Consider the following 17,059-nt stretch of genomic DNA (forward strand, 5'->3'; position numbering starts at 1 on the left):
ATGAAATCCAGGCCGGATAAACATCCGGCCAGACATCACTTCTTCATCTGCGACAGGATCGTCCTGCACTGATTCGCGTCACCCTCTGACGGCGAAATCAGCGCCAACAAGGCCGCCGCAGGAGTAACTAACGTGGCTAATGCGGCAGCAACCGCACCGCGCGCAATCAGCGGTCCGGCCTTCACGCCAGCCTGCGGATTCTTAAATGTGCCGCGAACATACAGCGGCGAACGCAGAGTAATAATACGAATCCCTTTGCTCTCCGGATCGATGGTTAAATCCAGTTGCTCCGACGCAAAGCTCGCCGTACCAGTGACATTAATGACTGCGTTTTCCGTGTCGAAAGCAAAAATCTGCGGACGCGCCACGCCGTTAACAATATCCAGATTCGCCGCCGCGCAGTTCACCCGCACTTCGTCATCACCAAATATCTGCCCAACAAGATAATTCCCCAGATTCAAGCCCACAATTTCCATCAGATTCCGGCTGATCAAGCCGTCATTCATCAGCAGTTTCAGGTTGCCATTGCTGTTACCCAGCAGCGCCGCTACCGAGTTTCCACTTCCGCTAAACCGGGCGTCCCCGTTCATTTCACCGAGCGTTTTCTGCATCAGTTCCACATCGGGCATCAGCGCTTTTAGCTTCAGCCGCCGCGCCTGAATATCCGCCTGCCCCCGCATCGGCTTTTTATCCCCTTCCAGATGGATGCTGGAAACAATGCTGCCTCCCGCAAGACCAAATTTCAGCGGTTGCAGGCGCAGGTCAGCATTTTTCAGGATGATATGAGTGGAGAGATCGCTGATCGGCAGGCTACTGCCATGCTCAATACGCCGTCCTTTGAAACGCACGTCAGCGTCCATCACGTTCCATTTATCGGTTTCAAAACGGTCATACGGCAAGACCTTGTCCACTGGCTGAACGCTCTTCTCACCTTTGCGCAGTTCAGATTGTTTTGCCCGTTCCGCCCCTTTGCCTGAATCCACCCCGATTAGCGGCCCCAAATCGGCCAGCCTCAGCTGGCGTGATTCCACATCGCCCTTCAGCATGGGTCGCGGCTTACCGGTGGTATAGGCCAGCGTTCCGTGAATATCGCTGTCGCCAATGCGGCCATTGAAATCGCGATAATCAAAAACAGAGGATTTTTCCGGGTCAATTTTCGCCACCAGACGTCCGTCGGTTTCAAACGGCGGCGTATCCGGGAGCAGTACGCCGGTCAAATCGTACAAATCCCCTAGCGAATCTCCCGAGAATTTAAGCCGCAGATCCGCCCCGCCCATATTCATCGGATCGTTTATCGTGCCGATAAACGCTACGCGCGTATTGCCCGAACGGAAATCAGCCTGAATCGGGAAAGGCGTATCTTCGCCACGCAGCGCCAGCATTCCGCCTATTTTTCCGCTACCGCTTAGCGGTTCGCCGTTATATCGCCCTTGCGCTTTCAGCCCAAACACGTAGTCCTCGACGCGGGCGTTGCTCTCTTTACCTTTTGCGCCGGTCACTTCGCTAAAGGGCAACGGTTTACCCAGCGGATCGACCAGGATCTCAATCTCCGACTTCGTCACCTTATCGTTAATGGCGATACGTCCCTGGTCGAACAGAATGTTATCCAGCCGGAAAGACCATGCTGATGGCGGCGCATCAGGATCGCGGTTTTCGTCCCCAGCTAAGTTAAAGGTCCAGTTATTGTTTTTCTCCGACAGGCGGATCAGCCGCGCATCGGGTTTGACCAGCTTGACCCACGGGAGCCAGACGGTTTTTGTCAGCAGTGCCAGCGGGGCGAGCGTAGCTTCAACACGCGGAAGATGCACCATGGTGACGTCGGGAATGTCCGGCGGGTTGCCGAGGATAATATCTTCAGCATGAACATGCGGCCACGGAACCCAGCTACGCCAGCCAGTTTCCTGCTTCTGGCGTTCCCAAACCACGCCCAGGTCACCCCGTATAGCAAAGGGCCGGTTGAGTTCTGTAGAGACTTTCTGGTTGATGGTCGGTTTGAGCCGGTTCCAGTCAAATGTCGCAATCACAATGATGAGTACGACGATCAACAACAAGAAAAACCCTATTACTGAAGTGGTTATTTTACCTGTTCTCGTCATGTCTAACCTCCTTACTTCCTTCCTTGCCTGTCCTAAAGATAGTCCAGCAGGATGAAAAGGAGGTGCACTACGCCCTCATCAAAGCGACAGGATCACCTCTTCAAGCGTATCCAGAGGCACTGGACGAGAGAGAAAATAGCCTTGCGCAGCGAAAGCCGGTGAGTTTTGCACATCGCGCCACTCTTCCAGCGTTTCAACGCCTTCGACAATGACACCGCGGCAATAGCGGTTCATGAGCTGTAATAGTAGTGTGAAGAGATTACGTCCCTCCGGCGTCTTGCGCAGCATGACGAACAGATCCCGCGCCACTTTGATATAGTCATAACTCACTTCACTTAGCGCCGAGAAGTTCGCCATTCCGGTACCAAAGTCATCCAGCCAGAGCGGGCCGAACTCGCACATTGAGGCGAACGACGACCCCTTCGGCAAGCGGATATGTTCCACCAGCTCAAAACGCAGCCACGGCAGGCCTTCAATTATTTTCAGGATTTCGGGATCCTGACGCATCGCAATGAGTGTTGGTCCATCGACATTCACTGAAGCCAGCAGGTTGTTGGCTCTGAAAAAGCCCCCTTTCAGCTCAAGCTGCAGAAGTTGCTCTTTCACTACATCAACACGATGCCGTACAGCCACTTCAGCAAAATAGCGGTCTGGTGCAATACGTTGGGAAGGGTTATCAGGATGGCTCACGACGGTCAGCAGTTCAACGGCCATCAGCCGTCCGTTGGTCTGGTAAATTGGCTGGTAGGTGTAAGCACGCTCGCACTGCAGCCAATAGCGTCTTTCCAGCAAGCTTTCAATACTCGCATCGGGCGTAATGAGCTGCTGGGTAACCTGCTTTATCATCTGAGATGTCCTGTAAATAAGAGTGTGACTGACCGGACTCGTCAAAGGTTATCGGCGCTCAGACGAAGAACTTTACGTTCAGCTGTGCGCAAAAATAAAAACTAAGCGGCAAAAACAACGCAGAACACGTGCTGGCTCAAAAAAATAATGGAACGATGTTTTAATATAGTTGACCACTTAACACCCACAGCGCACACTAACGCTAATTTTTTTCAGAGCAGGTTACGACTATGTCCAGAAAGATTGCCGTGATTGGCGAATGCATGATTGAGCTGTCACAGAAAGGCGCTGACGTTCAGCGCGGATTCGGTGGCGACACGTTGAATACATCCGTTTATATCGCCCGTCAGGTCGATGCGGCGGCACTTTCCGTACACTATGTGACTGCACTGGGTACCGACAGTTTTAGCCAACAAATGCTGGAGTCCTGGCAGGGTGAAAACGTAGACACTTCATTAACCCAGCGCATGGAAAACCGCCTGCCAGGTCTCTACTACATTGAGACCGACAGCACTGGCGAGCGCACCTTCTATTACTGGCGTAATGAAGCCGCCGCAAAATTCTGGCTGGAGAGCGAGCAGTCTGCCGCGATTTGCGAAGAGCTGGCAACATTTGACTACTTGTATCTGAGCGGAATCAGCCTGGCGATTTTAAGCCCGGCAAGCCGTGACAAGCTGCTGTCATTGCTGCGTGAATGCCGTGCCAACGGCGGAAAGGTCATTTTTGACAATAACTACCGCCCACGTCTGTGGAGCAACAAAGAAGAAACCCAGCAGGTGTATCAGCAGATGTTGGAATGCACCAATATCGCATTCCTGACGCTGGACGATGAAGACGCACTGTGGGGTGAAAAACCCGTTGCCGAGGTGATTGCCCGTACTCACGCAGCTGGCGTTCAGGAAGTGGTAGTGAAGCGCGGCGCAGACTCTTGCCTGGTTTCCATTGCAGGCGAAGAACTGATCGACGTTCCGGCCGTTAAATTGCCGAAAGAGAAAGTGATCGATACCACTGCGGCCGGAGACTCCTTCAGCGCCGGGTATCTGGCGGTCCGTCTGACCGGTGGCGATGCCGCCGAAGCCGCAAAACGCGGCCACCTGACGGCAAGCACCGTCATTCAGCATCGTGGGGCGATTATCCCCCGCGACGCCATGCCGCAATAATTTATTGTTCCTGTAGGCCGGATAAGGCGTTAACGCCGCATCCGGCACTGGGTAAGCCGGGAGCGCTTCACTTGCCCGGCTTACAGGTTACGATACCCTTTACTGTACAGGCGGGATATCCGTCACTTCAGGGTGTGATTCATCCGTTTCAACAGACGTTGCCGCTGCGGTAACGGGCGCCATAATGCTATCCCACGTCGCCTGCAGATCCTTCATATTGAATTCAGGTTCACCCTTCGGCTGCAGCAGAATTAACGCCATATCTTGCGACAGCTGCTGACGCAGGTCCTGATTCAGCATCTCAACGCTCAGGCTGTTGAGGAAGCTCTGGCGTAAACGCTGGTACTGTTCAGGCGCAATATCCACCACCTGATTTTGCAGCGAGCGCAAACGCTGGCTGATCAAAATATCGGTATCGGTACGACCATAGGTGGCAAACAGCTTCTGCAGTTCCAGATTCTTTTGCGCTACCAGCGCATTGAACTCTTCTTCCGGCAGTCCCTTATCACGCACTTTCGCCAGCTCACGCGCAACCGTACCCAGATTGGCGTTCAGCTTATCGTTCGGCGACTCAACGTTAATCGCGCACTGCGCGCGCAGGAACAGCACCCGGCAGTCAAATCCGAGGCCAATGTCTTTGGCATTGTTTTTGGTTAGCTCTTGCTGAATGTGCCAGAACAGCGCCTCACGAGCTAAATCAGCGCGCCAGTAACGTAACAGCGCGGCAGATTCACGGATCGGCTGCCACGGCGTATCCCACATAATAGACAGGCGATCCTGGCGTACCGCATCGGTCATAATACTCACGGCTTCAGCTCGCAGCGGAGAGAGCGTGGGAACCGGTGCAGGCGTTTCGCGTTTTCCTTTTAACTCGCCAAAGGTTTTATTGATTTGCTCAGCTACGCTGCGTGCATCAACGTTACCGACGATGATCAGCGTCATCGCGTCCGGGGTATACCATTTCTGGTAGAAAGACTGAATTTTCGACGCGTCTACCGGCGTTTTCAGCGGATCGGCGGGATCGTGCCCCAACAGGGTCGATCCCTTCAGACGGTAACGCCACCACCCTTCTTTGGTATCTGACGGCCAGGTTGCAACCATGTCTTCGCTATTCAGCGCATGATTGACCGTTTCAGAGGTGATGCTCAGTTTACCGGAGATATTTGCCAGATAAGAAAGTGACTCTTTCAGTAGGTCGTTACGGCTGTTAGGCAGACTGAGGTTATACAGCGTTGAATCATAGGAAACGATAACCGGCGGCATGGGACGTTTGGGATCGAACCCCTGCTGCCACAGTGAACGGGCTTGCGTGGCATCGAGGCCACCGCTTTGCGTCAGCGCGATACGCGGGATCGCATGGCTGAAACCACTCTGTTGCGCACTTTCGGTGAGTGAACCGGTATTGACCAGCAGGCGAACCTCAATACGGTCGCTCGGACGCTGGGGAGTGGCTAACACTTGCCACTGTAAACCATTTGCCAGCGTGCCCTGTTGCCACGCTGGATCAGGCTGGAGCGCATCTGCCTGCACATAGCCGGCAGTGGCCATCATCAGCAAGCCGCCCGCTAAAAGTCGAATTTTTGTGCCCTGCATGTGAACCCCTGATCAACTATCCTGGAAATAAAAAGACAGCCCTCGAAAGGACTCTCTGAATATGACGTTAAAAACACTTCGTGTTAGACCGCGAGAACATAAAAATGTCACGGAAGAAGTGAAAAAATCCCGAGCCGCCGAATCGACGGTTTCAGGCACAGGGGGTAATTATGCGCAAACGCCCGCAGTCCTGGAAGGGACTACGGGCATAAGTGACGAGATTAAGAGGATAAATCGTGCGTTTTGCCATCCGGCGCACGATTATTCAGCGTGTCATCCAGCTTTTTGGTATCCAATTCTTTCACCCATTTAGCCACAACGACAGTTGCAACACCGTTACCAATCAGGTTGGTCAGCGCACGGGCTTCAGACATGAAGCGGTCAATACCAAGAATCAGTGCCAGGCCAGCAACCGGTAAATGACCCACCGCAGAGATAGTCGCGGCCAGAACAATGAAGCCACTCCCGGTTACACCCGCTGCACCTTTTGAGGAGAGCAGGAGCACCACCAACAGGGTTATCTGATGGAAGATATCCATGTGGCTGTTGGTCGCCTGAGCGATAAACACCGCCGCCATAGTCAGATAGATTGATGTCCCATCAAGGTTAAACGAGTAGCCCGTGGGTATAACCAATCCGACAACCGACTTCCGACAGCCCAGTTTTTCCATCTTATCGAGCATACGCGGCAGCGCAGACTCGGAAGAAGAAGTACCCAGAACGATCAGCAGCTCTTCTCGGATATAGCGGATGAATTTAAAGATACTGAAGCCGGTTGCGCGCGCAATTGAACCCAGCACCAGCACCACAAACAGAATACAGGTGATGTAGAAGCAGATGATTAGCTGACCCAGTTGCACCAGCGTTCCGACGCCATATTTACCGATGGTAAAGGCCATAGCACCGAAAGCACCGATAGGCGCCAGGCGCATGATCATATTGATGATGCCGAAAATAACCTGCGAGAAACTTTCAATCACGTTGAAAATCATCTGGCCCTTGCTGCCCAGACGATGCAGCGCAAAACCAAACATTACTGCAAACAGCAATACCTGCAGGATGTTACCGCTGGCAAACGCGCCAATGACGCTCGCCGGGATAATATCCATCAGGAAACCTACGATCCCCTGGTCTTTTGCCTGTTCGGCGTAAATCGCAACCGCTTTGGCATCCAGCGTCGCCGGATCGACGTTCATCCCGGCACCGGGTTGCACCACGTTAACAATGATAAGACCGATGATCAGCGCAATCGTACTGACCACTTCAAAATAAAGCAGTGCAACCGCACCGGTGCGGCCTACGGCTTTCATACTTTCCATGCCTGCAATGCCGGTAACGACAGTACAGAAGATGACAGGTGCGATGACCATCTTGATGAGCTTAACGAAGGCATCACCAAGCGGTTTCATTTGGGCGCCTAATTCAGGGTAGTAATGGCCAAGGAGAATACCAATGGCAATCGCTGTCAGGACCTGAAAGTAAAGGCTTTTGAATATAGAGGTTTTCATAGGGTGTCCTTAAAGTAAAAACCACAGGTCTTGTAAGGTTTTGTTTAACCTGCGGCCTTAAAGTAACACCCACACAACTTGACAGAAATGTACCTGGATCATAATTGATACAAAAATGTTAAAAATTTTGAGCTGGCTCGCACAAGCGAGACCTTTTTTAACTTTTGTAATCAGCGCTTTCCGGCGCCAGATAACGTTCTTCGAAGATATTTGCCGGAACCGGTCGGGCAAACAGGAACCCTTGTGCCACTTCCACCCCGGCTTGTGATAGCCATTCACGCTGCGCTTCGGTTTCGACACCTTCGGCGATCATCTGCAAATTAAGGCTGTGAGCCAACTGAATGATGGCGGAGATCATGCTGCAATCCTCAGGTACTCCGTCGACAAACATCTTATCGATTTTGAGGACATCCACCGGTAGCGACTTCATGTGCTGCAGCTGTCGCAGGCCCGCATACCCCATGCCAAAGTCATCCAGTGCGATACGTACTCCCGCATTACGCAATGGGCGCAAAATGGCCACCGCGGCGTGGGGATCATCGATATGTCGGCTTTCAGTCACTTCCAGGATCAACGTACCAGGCTTGATGCGATAGCGGTTTAACAACTCCAGCAGGTCCGAGACCATACTCGGGTGCATCAGCTGTAGTGCGGACAAATTCACCGACAGCGGCAGCATCAGACCCCGTTCCTGCCACGCTGACAGCTGGCGGCACGTCTCTTCCAGCACCCAGTAACCAACCGTCACCATCAGACCACAGGACTCAATCCTGTCGATTAACCCTTCGGGCAGCTCCCAGCTTCCGTCCGGCTGCTGCATCCGCAATAATGCTTCTGCGCTCAATACCTTACCGCTGGACATTTCCACCTGCGGCTGCATCCAAAGCGCGAACTGACGATTATCCAGCGCGGTAAGAATATCGTTCTCTTCCGTCAAACGCTGCTGCGCCTCTTCCATCTGTAACGGATCAAAGAACTGAATTTGATTTTTACCCTTATGGCGCGAGGTTAACACGGCCGACAGGGCGCGGCGGTAAAGCTGTTCTGCGGTCAAATCACCATAAAACATTGCTACCCCAATGTTGCAGGTAGGACGCAGTTGAATACCCTGAATAGGTATTCGCTCGTTAACGATAGTGAGTACTTGCTGACCTAAAGTAATAGCGTGCCAGGGTTCTTTTACGCCATGGGCGATGATGGCGAAGTCATAGCCACTCACCTGGGAAAGCACCATCCTGGGGGCTAATACCGACTTGAGTTTTTCGACCAGCGTAAGCAGCAGGATTTCCCGCTGAGTTTCGGTTAACACCCCCGCGGTGTCACGTAGGGTTTCGCAGGTGACAATCATCAGCGCCGTCGTCTGCTGGCGGGTAACAACCTGCTCCAGCAGCCCCATTAAAAACGACTTATTGGGCAGTTCGGAAACCGGGAAACGCATTGCAAAGTCGCTTTGCTCTTCGCTATGTCGCTGAATCAACTGCTGATTAAGATTGTAGCTACGCACCAGCATACCAATCTCATCATCCTGATGTAGACGCGGCAATGCCAGTTGATAGCCAATCAGATCCTGCTGTTGGATGTCGTTCAGCTCACGGGCAATTTTACGTAAGGGGTGCACAATCAAGCGGTTAATGCACCAGGAGATGGCGACGGTCAGTATTAACGACAAAAGTAAGTAAATGGTCACTAACGTCGAGAGCGTACTCATCACGAATTTGTACATGCGGTACGAATCCGCCTGCAGTACCAGATACGCCAGCGGTTGCGGGTTAGCTGAACGCTCAAGAGAATAGATCGGCAGCGAAATTTGTACCGGAAGCTCAAACAGGCGAGTCACCGTAACAGGAACGGGGCGTTCAGGGATAAAACTCATCCGCAACGCCTGAAACTGATTGGGCAGCACCACATCGGCGCGACTGACTACACCCGCTGGCCGAATACTTTTTAAAATGGCTTCCGCTTCGGGAATATCCCCTTTCAGGATAGTGTCCGACAGAGGCTCACGGACGGAGCGAGCGATACTTTCCAGTTGCGTAGCCGTGTTATAGCGGTTTTGCTGGACCAGATGGAACAACAAAACGGTGCAAAAAATAAAAACGAACACCATAACAACGGCCGCAACCATTGCCATCTGCTTAATTGTTAACGAGCGACTGACACGCAAACTGACTCTCCACGGATAGACGAAACTGCCGTCAGAGTATACCCGATCGTAGCGGTATTAAGAGAGGCGGTATCTGAAAACTTCCCAGCGTGCATTATCGCGACAGGATAGGCACCTGGCGACGAGATTTATCTGCATTTAAGCCGAAAAAGGCCGCAAGGTCGCCCCCTGCGGCCTGGTTCGGGCGCATGTTGCCATCACGGCAGGCAGACGCCCACAAAGCGCATTACTTCCTGTTACGCAGCCAGCTCACAATAAGGCTGGCAATGGTGCCAGCGATGATTGGAGCCGCTAAATCGTGCCAGAAGGCCACGCCTAACTGTGCGAGCGTCATATAGCCGCCTGTGTTGCAATGGCAACTGTTCGCGGCTATCCTTAACTTGTCTGGAGTCAAGTTAGCCCCCGTCTTGTTGCCTGGTTTATACCGAACAACGTGCGGGGGTTTTCTCTTTCCAGCAACCGATGCCGCCGGGGATCAAGCCCCCGCAACATTGCGCCTCACCGGGAATTCCCGGCTTGCCGCTGATTCTACGGCAGCCCACTTGCCATATCACTGCGCAATATTGCGCTCTGCGTAGCGCCTCGCAATTCACCCATTTTCTTACCAGCACGCTGGAAAGATTCTTTCCAGTTGGCAACATTCCTGCCGACCATTAGTTCAGACAAAAACATAACACATTGATATCTATCAGTTCATTTTCTGGCACAGCGATTGCTATTTGACTGTGAGCTGTTCTGTTCCGAATTAAAGGAGATATCATGTCTGACTGTCGTACTTACGGATTCAACACCCAGATCGTTCACGCGGGGCAACAACCCGACCCTTCAACTGGCGCGCTTAGTACGCCTATTTTCCAGACCTCAACGTTTGTTTTTGACAGCGCCGAACAAGGTGCCGCCCGCTTTGCGCTCGAAGAGTCCGGGTACATTTACACCCGCTTGGGTAACCCCACCACCGATGCGCTGGAGAAAAAGCTGGCGGTACTGGAAAGAGGTGAAGCCGGGTTGGCAACCGCGTCCGGTATTTCAGCTATCACCACAACGCTGTTGACGCTTTGCCAGCAGGGTGACCATATCGTTTCCGCCAGCGCGATTTACGGCTGCACCCACGCGTTTTTGTCGCACAGCATGCCGAAGTTTGGGATTAACGTCAGCTTTGTCGACGCGGCAAAGCCTGAAGAAATCCGCGCCGCCATGCGACCAGAAACCAAAGTTGTGTATATCGAAACGCCCGCCAACCCAACGCTGTCGCTGGTCGACATTGAAACGGTGGCCGGTATCGCCCATCAACAGGGCGCATTGCTGGTGGTGGATAACACCTTTATGTCGCCGTACTGTCAGCAGCCTTTGCAACTGGGTGCGGATATTGTGGTTCACAGCGTCACCAAATATATCAACGGTCACGGGGATGTGATTGGCGGCATCATTGTTGGTAAGCAGGAGTTTATCGACCAGGCGCGGTTTGTAGGCCTGAAAGATATCACCGGCGGCTGCATGAGTCCTTTCAATGCGTGGTTAACACTGCGCGGCGTTAAAACGCTGGGCATTCGTATGGAACGCCACTGTGAAAATGCGCTGAAAATCGCCCGCTTCCTCGAAGGGCATCCATCTATTACTCGGGTGTATTATCCTGGCCTGACTTCGCATCCACAGTATGAGTTGGGCCAGCGGCAAATGAGCCTGCCAGGTGGAATTATCAGCTTCGAAATCGCCGGCGGCCTCGAGGCTGGTAGGCGGATGATCAATTCTGTAGAATTGTGCCTCCTCGCGGTCAGTCTCGGTGATACCGAAACCCTCATTCAGCACCCAGCGTCTATGACACATTCGCCCGTTGCACCTGAGGAACGGCTCAAAGCAGGTATTACCGACGGGCTTATCCGTCTTTCTGTGGGTCTTGAAGATCCAGAAGATATTATTAACGACCTTGAACACGCCATCAGAAAGGCAACATTCTGACCAATATGGCCTGAACCGACGTCGTTCGGTTCAGGTTGTTGAGAATCAAGGCACAACAGTCTGGCAATACACGCGATCCTCTTTCGGGGAGAACGTGTATTTTGGGCAGGGGGTTCTATGCAGGACAACACATTACAATTAAGCAACAATACAGCAACCGCCGTACCATTCTCAAAAAAAATACCGTTTACGAAATACGATTTTGGCTGGGTATTACTGTGTATCGGCATGGCCATTGGTGCCGGAACGGTACTAATGCCGGTACAAATTGGCTTAACAGGCATTTGGGTATTTATCGTTGCCTTTATTATTGCTTATCCGGCAACTTATATTGTGCAGGATATTTATTTAAAAACATTATCAGAAAGCGAAACCTGCAATGACTACACTGATATTATAAGTCATTACCTGGGAAAAAACTGGGGCGTATTTCTTGGCGTCATCTATTTTCTGATGATTATTCACGGCATATTTATTTATTCCTTATCCGTGGTTTTTGACAGCGCCTCATATATCAAAACCTTCGGCTTGACCGAGGCCGATCTTTCGCAGTCGATAATCTATAAAGTGGCCATTTTTGCCGTGCTGGTCGCCATTGCTTCCGGGGGAGAAAAACTGCTGTTCAAAATCTCCGGCCCGATGGTGGTGGTCAAAGTGGGTATCATCATCGTATTTGGTTTTGCGATGGTTCCGCACTGGAACTTCGCTAATATCAGCGCCTTCCCTGAAGCATCGGTCTTCTTTCGTGATGTACTGCTAACCATCCCGTTTTGCTTCTTCTCGGCGGTGTTTATTCAGGTGTTGAACCCAATGAACATCGCCTACCGCAAACGGGTGGCGGACCGGGTGCTGGCTACGCGTATGGCAATCCGTACGCATCGCATCAGTTACATTACTCTGATTGCTGTCATTCTGTTTTTCTCCTTCTCTTTTACCTTTTCCATTAGCCATGAAGAGGCCGTTTCGGCTTTCGAACAAAATATTTCAGCACTGGCGCTGGCGGCTCAGGTCATTCCTGGGCAGATTATTCATATCACCTCAACGGTATTAAATATCTTCGCCGTATTAACCGCGTTCTTTGGTATTTATCTGGGATTCCACGAAGCGATCAAAGGTATTATTCTCAACGTTCTGAGCCGCGTCATTGACGTTGAGAAAATTAATCCATTGGTGCTTACGCTGGGTATTTGCACCTTTATTGTTATCACCCTGGTCATTTGGGTGTCATTTCGCGTATCGGTACTGGTGTTCTTCCAGTTAGGTAGCCCGCTTTACGGGATTGTGTCGTGTATTATTCCGTTCTTCTTGATCTATAAAGTAACGCAACTGGAAAAACTGCGCGGACTGAAAACCTGGTTGATCCTGCTGTACGGAATTCTGCTGTGCCTGTCGCCCTTATTGAAGCTGATTGAATAACTCATGTATGTCGCGCCGTCAGACGCTGGCGGCGCTTAACCCACACTCTCCAGCTGATAGCCGCGAATTTTATTCAGCACCGTGGTGTGCGACACACCCAGCGCTTTGGCGATATGCCGTGACGACACATTATCTTCCACCATCTGTTCAATGAGCTGGCGTTCAGCGCAGAGAACCTGCTCTTTAAAAGGACGTTCTGTCGCGCCCCGCTCAACGGCAGGCAAATTCACCATCCCTAATTCTTCCCGCGTAATAACATCGGATTCCGCCATCAGCATCAGGCGAATAATGGTATTTTCCAGTTCGCGCACGTTTCCCGGCCAGGTGTGATGGTGCAGGGCATCAAAACAGGCTTTATCCAGAATGATCCGCCGCTGGAATTCCTTCGCGTATTTCTGCACAAAGTGGCGAATCAGCAGGCTGATATCCTGTGGGCGCTCGCGCAAAGGTGGAATGGTCAGTGAAAGCACGTTGATCCGGTAATAGAGATCGGCGCGCAGCAGACGTTGTTCCACCATCTCTTCCAGATTGGCATTGGTTGCCACAATAATGCGCACATTGACCGGAATAATTTGTGCCCCGCCAACGCGCCGAATCCCGCCATCCTGAAGCACGCGCAGGAGTTTAGCCTGTAAGCTCAGCGACATTTCGCCAAACTCATCGAGAAAAAGGGTGCCTTTATCGGCCATTTCAAACAGCCCTTTTTTGCCTTTACAATCCGCGCCGCTGAAAGCCCCTTTCTCATAGCCAAAGAATTCACTCTCCATTAGCGACTCAGGTAGCGCAGAGCAGTTGACCGGAATAAACGGATAAAAACGTCGCTGCCCGGAATTATGGATAGCCCGGGCCAGCAGCTCTTTACCGGTCCCCGTATCGCCACGGATCAGAACGGTATATTTGCTGTCGGCAATTTTAATCGCCTTTTCGATAAGCGCGTGCATGCTCTGGCTGCTGCAAATAATGTCAGAGAAATAGCGCGGCCGTTCCGGCTCCGGCGTTGACAGCTCACTTATCTCCTCACAGAGGTAAGCGACATGAATAATATCGGCGCGCTGGCTTAAACAGGATTGCACACAGGAAATATCCTGTAGCTGGCGGCACCAGGATTTAATCAGGATCCGCCCAGGCGTGACTTTCATGGAGATGATATTGATATCACAGCAGGAAAATTCCTTCAGGACATCCTCAACCATCGACAGACGATCAATTGTTTTAATATCCCAGCGTATCGTGACCACATTTGCTCCTGGTAGTTAGCAACTGCGAAATAGATATTTTTGTGACTAGAGGGAATCTGGCTACATTCTAGACGCTGTGGAATAATGTTCTGCCAAAGGACTCACATTGTGGACGTAAAGAGAAAATATAAAAAAACCGGAGCACAAGGCTCCGGTTATCGGGTCATAACCCAGGTTTATTGCTGTGGGTTTTCATCCTGGTCAACGGCAAAACAAGCCACCAGTTGACCGCCGTAATCTTTCAACTGCGGCTGAAGCTGGGTACACGGACCAAAGCGACGACGGCAGCGGGCGTTAAACGCGCAGCCCGGCGGCGGATTCAGCGGGCTTGGCAGTTCACCGGTCAGCTTGATACGCTCACGGCGATCGTCCGGGTTCAGACGCGGCGTTGCGGAGAGCAGCGCTTGCGTGTACGGATGACGCGGATTATTGAAGATTTGGTCCTTCGTCCCTTTCTCCACGCAGCGGCCTAAATACATCACCATCACTTCATCGGCAATGTGCTCAACCACCGACAGGTCGTGCGAGATAAAGACGTATGACAGCCCCAGTTCCTGCTGCAAATCCATCATCAGATTCAGCACCTGCGCACGCACCGAAACGTCCAGCGCTGAGACCGGTTCATCGGCAATCACCACGTCCGGGTCAAGCATCAGACCGCGAGCGATGGCAATACGCTGACGCTGACCGCCGGAGAACATATGCGGATAGCGGTCGTAGTGTTCGGTTTTCAGCCCAACTTTCGCCATCATCGCCAGCGCTTTTTCACGACGTTCCTCTTTGCTGAGCGTGGAGTTGATCAGCAGCGGCTCTTCCAGAATCTGCCCCACTTTCTTACGCGGGTTCAGGGAACCGTACGGGTTCTGGAATACAATCTGGATTTTCTGCCGACGCAGCTTTTGCGCCTGCGGGTCGTGCTTAAGCAGATCCTGTCCCTGGTAATACAGCTCACCGCCGGTCGGGACTTCAATCATCGTCAGCAGGCGGCCAAGGGTGGATTTCCCACAACCCGACTCGCCTACCACCGCCAGCGTTTTACCACGCTCTAAGGTAAAGGAGACGCCGTCCAGCGCTTTCACCAGGCGCTCCGGGGCGAACATGCCCTTTTTCACCGGGTAGTGTTTTTTCAGATCAATAGCCTGCAACAGCGGCTGTGACAAAGCGGCCTTTTGCGTACTCATAGCCCAGGCCTCCCGGCATCATCAAGTGGGTAGTGGCATTTCGACTGACGACCGCCTTCCAGCAGGTTCAGTTCAGGTTCTTCAGCGCGGCATTTGTCGGTCGCATAGGGGCAGCGTGGGTTCAGCAAACAGCCGCTCGGGCGGTCATATTTCCCGGGAACCACGCCCGGCAGCGAGGCCAGACGTGCTTTATCCTGAGCAAACTCAGGCAGCGCGCGCAGTAGCGCCTGGGTGTAAGGATGACGCGGCGCGCGGAAAATATCCTGCGCGGCTCCGGTTTCTACCACCTGGCCGGCGTACATCACGATGATTTTGTGTGCCGCTTCAGCCACCAGCGCCAGATCGTGCGTGATTAAGACCAGCGCCATGTTCTCTTTTTGCTGCAATTCCAGCAGTAGCTCGATGATCTGCGCCTGAATAGTCACATCCAGCGCCGTTGTCGGTTCGTCGGCAATCAGCAGTTTCGGACGACAGGCTATCGCCATCGCGATCATCACGCGCTGGCTCATCCCACCGGACAACTGGTGAGGATATACATCCAGACGTGAGGCCGGATCGGGGATACCCACCAGCGTCAGCAGGTCTATAGCCCGCTGAATACGCGTTTTTTTGTTGCCGCCCTGGTGCACTTTAATAGCTTCCATAATCTGGTAGCCGACGGTGTAGCAGGGGTTAAGGCTGGTCATCGGGTCCTGGAAGATCATCGCCACTTCCGCGCCCACTAACTGGCGACGCTCTTTCTCAGAGATGCGCTTCAGGTCGCGACCATTAAACTCCAGATTTTCGGCCATAACGCGGCCTGGGTAGTCAATCAGTCCCATAATCGCCAGCGAACTGACGGACTTACCAGAGCCGGACTCTCCTACAATGCCAACCACTTCACCCTGATTCACACTGTAGCTAATGCGGTCTACGGCGCGGAATTCGGAACCTACGTCGCCGAAATGCACCGATAATTTATCTACATTTAATAACGCCATCTCGAACCTCTTACTGCTTCAGTTTGGGATCGAGCGCGTCACGCAGACCGTCACCCATCAGGTTAAATGCCAGCACCGTCAACAGGATCGCCAGCCCCGGGAAGGTCACAACCCACCAGGCGCTTTGGGCAAACTGCAGAACGTCAGAGAGCATGGTGCCCCATTCCGGCGTAGGCGGCTGTGCGCCCATCCCCAGGAAGCCGAGGGCAGCCATATCGAGAATGGCGTTAGAGAAGCCAAGCGACGCCTGAACAATCAGCGGCGCAAGACAGTTAGGAAGAATGTTGACGAACATCTGGCGCATCGCGCCGGCTCCCGCCACGCGAGATGCAGTGACGTAGTCGCGGTTAACCTCCACCAGCACGGCGGCGCGCGTCAAACGGACATAGTGCGGCAATGCCACGAACGTCAGCGCCAGCGCGGCGTTGCCAATCGAGGGGCCAAATACCGCCACCAGCACCAGCGCCAGCAACAGGCTCGGCAATGCCAGCATGATATCGACCACACGCATGATGACGTTATCAACAATCCCGCCAAAGTAACCGGCGATCAGCCCAAGAACCACGCCCATCAGCAGGGAGAGTACTACCACCAGACAGCCGACCAACAGCGACAGACGCGCACCGTACATCAGGCGGGACAACACGTCGCGGCCTACATCATCAGTACCAAACAGATGCGCCATGGTACCGCCGTCCTGCCACGCGGGAGGAGCCAGCAGCGTATCGCGGAACTGGTCTGCCGGGTTGTAGGGTGCGAGGACGTTGGCAAAGACCGCAATCAGGATCATCACCACAACGTACACCAGCCCAACAACCGCACCTTTGTTGCGTTTAAAATAGTGCCAGAACTCCTGCAGCGGAGTCATCGGCACCGGTGCAGCAATAACTTTATTTTCAGTAACCTGTGACATGATGGCCC

13 protein-coding genes are annotated in these 17,059 nt (G+C 52.8%); 3 read left to right on the forward strand and 10 right to left on the reverse strand.

The window, feature by feature from the left end; translation table 11 throughout:
- Positions 1-35: 35 nt before the first annotated feature.
- Both OGX97_RS13585 and pdeH read right to left on the reverse strand, forming a co-directional pair.
- On the reverse strand, positions 36-2,096 hold the full coding sequence (locus tag OGX97_RS13585; RefSeq protein ID WP_057068521.1) for an AsmA family protein: 2,061 nt from the start codon (positions 2,094-2,096) through the stop codon (positions 36-38).
- 78 nt (positions 2,097-2,174) lie between these two features.
- Positions 2,175-2,942, reverse strand: coding sequence for a cyclic-guanylate-specific phosphodiesterase (gene pdeH / locus OGX97_RS13590; RefSeq protein WP_008786408.1), 768 nt, complete (start codon positions 2,940-2,942; stop codon positions 2,175-2,177).
- Between the two features lie 230 nt (positions 2,943-3,172).
- Between pdeH and OGX97_RS13595 the strand changes: the two genes are divergently transcribed.
- The gene (locus tag OGX97_RS13595) at positions 3,173-4,102 is read left to right on the forward strand and encodes a sugar kinase (protein WP_279850868.1); all 930 of its coding nucleotides are present in this window, start codon (positions 3,173-3,175) and stop codon (positions 4,100-4,102) included.
- 99 nt (positions 4,103-4,201) lie between these two features.
- Here OGX97_RS13595 and OGX97_RS13600 read toward each other — a convergent pair whose 3' ends face one another.
- The 4 genes from OGX97_RS13600 to OGX97_RS13615 all read right to left on the reverse strand — a co-directional run bounded on the left by OGX97_RS13600 (position 4,202) and on the right by OGX97_RS13615 (position 9,701).
- A complete protein-coding gene (locus tag OGX97_RS13600; protein ID WP_032945317.1) occupies positions 4,202-5,695 on the reverse strand; it encodes a M16 family metallopeptidase in 1,494 nt (497 codons plus the stop codon).
- 221 nt (positions 5,696-5,916) lie between these two features.
- A complete protein-coding gene (gene dctA / locus OGX97_RS13605) occupies positions 5,917-7,203 on the reverse strand; it encodes a C4-dicarboxylate transporter DctC (protein ID WP_008786411.1) in 1,287 nt (428 codons plus the stop codon).
- Between the two features lie 157 nt (positions 7,204-7,360).
- The gene (gene hmsP / locus OGX97_RS13610) at positions 7,361-9,367 is read right to left on the reverse strand and encodes a biofilm formation regulator HmsP (RefSeq protein ID WP_235126221.1); all 2,007 of its coding nucleotides are present in this window, start codon (positions 9,365-9,367) and stop codon (positions 7,361-7,363) included.
- A gap of 226 nt (positions 9,368-9,593) precedes the next feature.
- On the reverse strand, positions 9,594-9,701 hold the full coding sequence (locus OGX97_RS13615) for a type I toxin-antitoxin system toxin Ldr family protein (protein ID WP_003827426.1): 108 nt from the start codon (positions 9,699-9,701) through the stop codon (positions 9,594-9,596).
- Between the two features lie 425 nt (positions 9,702-10,126).
- On the opposite strand from OGX97_RS13615, the gene megL reads away from it, so the two are divergent.
- A complete protein-coding gene (gene megL / locus OGX97_RS13620) occupies positions 10,127-11,323 on the forward strand; it encodes a methionine gamma-lyase (RefSeq protein ID WP_008786414.1) in 1,197 nt (398 codons plus the stop codon).
- 117 nt (positions 11,324-11,440) lie between these two features.
- Positions 11,441-12,739: an aromatic amino acid transport family protein gene (locus tag OGX97_RS13625; RefSeq protein ID WP_043018665.1), complete on the forward strand. Its 1,299-nt coding sequence runs from the start codon at positions 11,441-11,443 to the stop codon at positions 12,737-12,739.
- Between the two features lie 35 nt (positions 12,740-12,774).
- Here the strand turns inward: OGX97_RS13625 and OGX97_RS13630 are convergent, their stop codons facing one another.
- From OGX97_RS13630 to dppC, 4 genes are all read right to left on the reverse strand, one after another.
- A complete protein-coding gene (locus tag OGX97_RS13630; RefSeq protein WP_048227290.1) occupies positions 12,775-13,977 on the reverse strand; it encodes a sigma-54 interaction domain-containing protein in 1,203 nt (400 codons plus the stop codon).
- 176 nt (positions 13,978-14,153) lie between these two features.
- On the reverse strand, positions 14,154-15,158 hold the full coding sequence (dppF, locus tag OGX97_RS13635; protein WP_071446715.1) for a dipeptide ABC transporter ATP-binding subunit DppF: 1,005 nt from the start codon (positions 15,156-15,158) through the stop codon (positions 14,154-14,156).
- Positions 15,155-16,138, reverse strand: a complete 984-nt coding sequence (gene dppD, locus OGX97_RS13640) for a dipeptide ABC transporter ATP-binding protein (protein ID WP_003024317.1) — start codon at positions 16,136-16,138, stop codon at positions 15,155-15,157. Before dppD ends, dppF begins: the two co-directional genes overlap by 4 nt.
- A 10-nt stretch (positions 16,139-16,148) precedes the next feature.
- Complete coding sequence (gene dppC / locus OGX97_RS13645; RefSeq protein ID WP_048215338.1) at positions 16,149-17,051, reverse strand: dipeptide ABC transporter permease DppC; 903 nt, start codon at positions 17,049-17,051, stop codon at positions 16,149-16,151.
- Positions 17,052-17,059: the final 8 nt, after the last annotated feature.

Source organism: Citrobacter sp. Cpo061, from assembly GCF_030332845.1.
In the GTDB taxonomy this organism is placed as follows: Bacteria; Pseudomonadota; Gammaproteobacteria; order Enterobacterales; family Enterobacteriaceae; genus Citrobacter; species Citrobacter portucalensis.

Bases quoted from the DNA above. Each gene is read 5' to 3' on its own strand.
- OGX97_RS13600 (WP_032945317.1), bottom strand. From the start codon at position 5,695: ATGCAGGGCACAAAAATTCGACTTTTAGCGGGCGGCTTGCTGATGATG.
- pdeH (WP_008786408.1), bottom strand. From the start codon at position 2,942: ATGATAAAGCAGGTTACCCAGCAGCTCATTACGCCCGATGCGAGTATT.
- OGX97_RS13625 (WP_043018665.1), top strand. From the start codon at position 11,441: ATGCAGGACAACACATTACAATTAAGCAACAATACAGCAACCGCCGTA.
- dppF (WP_071446715.1), bottom strand. From the start codon at position 15,158: ATGAGTACGCAAAAGGCCGCTTTGTCACAGCCGCTGTTGCAGGCTATT.
- dctA (WP_008786411.1), bottom strand. From the start codon at position 7,203: ATGAAAACCTCTATATTCAAAAGCCTTTACTTTCAGGTCCTGACAGCG.
- dppD (WP_003024317.1), bottom strand. From the start codon at position 16,138: ATGGCGTTATTAAATGTAGATAAATTATCGGTGCATTTCGGCGACGTA.
- megL (WP_008786414.1), top strand. From the start codon at position 10,127: ATGTCTGACTGTCGTACTTACGGATTCAACACCCAGATCGTTCACGCG.
- OGX97_RS13615 (WP_003827426.1), bottom strand. From the start codon at position 9,701: ATGACGCTCGCACAGTTAGGCGTGGCCTTCTGGCACGATTTAGCGGCT.
- OGX97_RS13595 (WP_279850868.1), top strand. From the start codon at position 3,173: ATGTCCAGAAAGATTGCCGTGATTGGCGAATGCATGATTGAGCTGTCA.
- dppC (WP_048215338.1), bottom strand. From the start codon at position 17,051: ATGTCACAGGTTACTGAAAATAAAGTTATTGCTGCACCGGTGCCGATG.
- OGX97_RS13585 (WP_057068521.1), bottom strand. From the start codon at position 2,096: ATGACGAGAACAGGTAAAATAACCACTTCAGTAATAGGGTTTTTCTTG.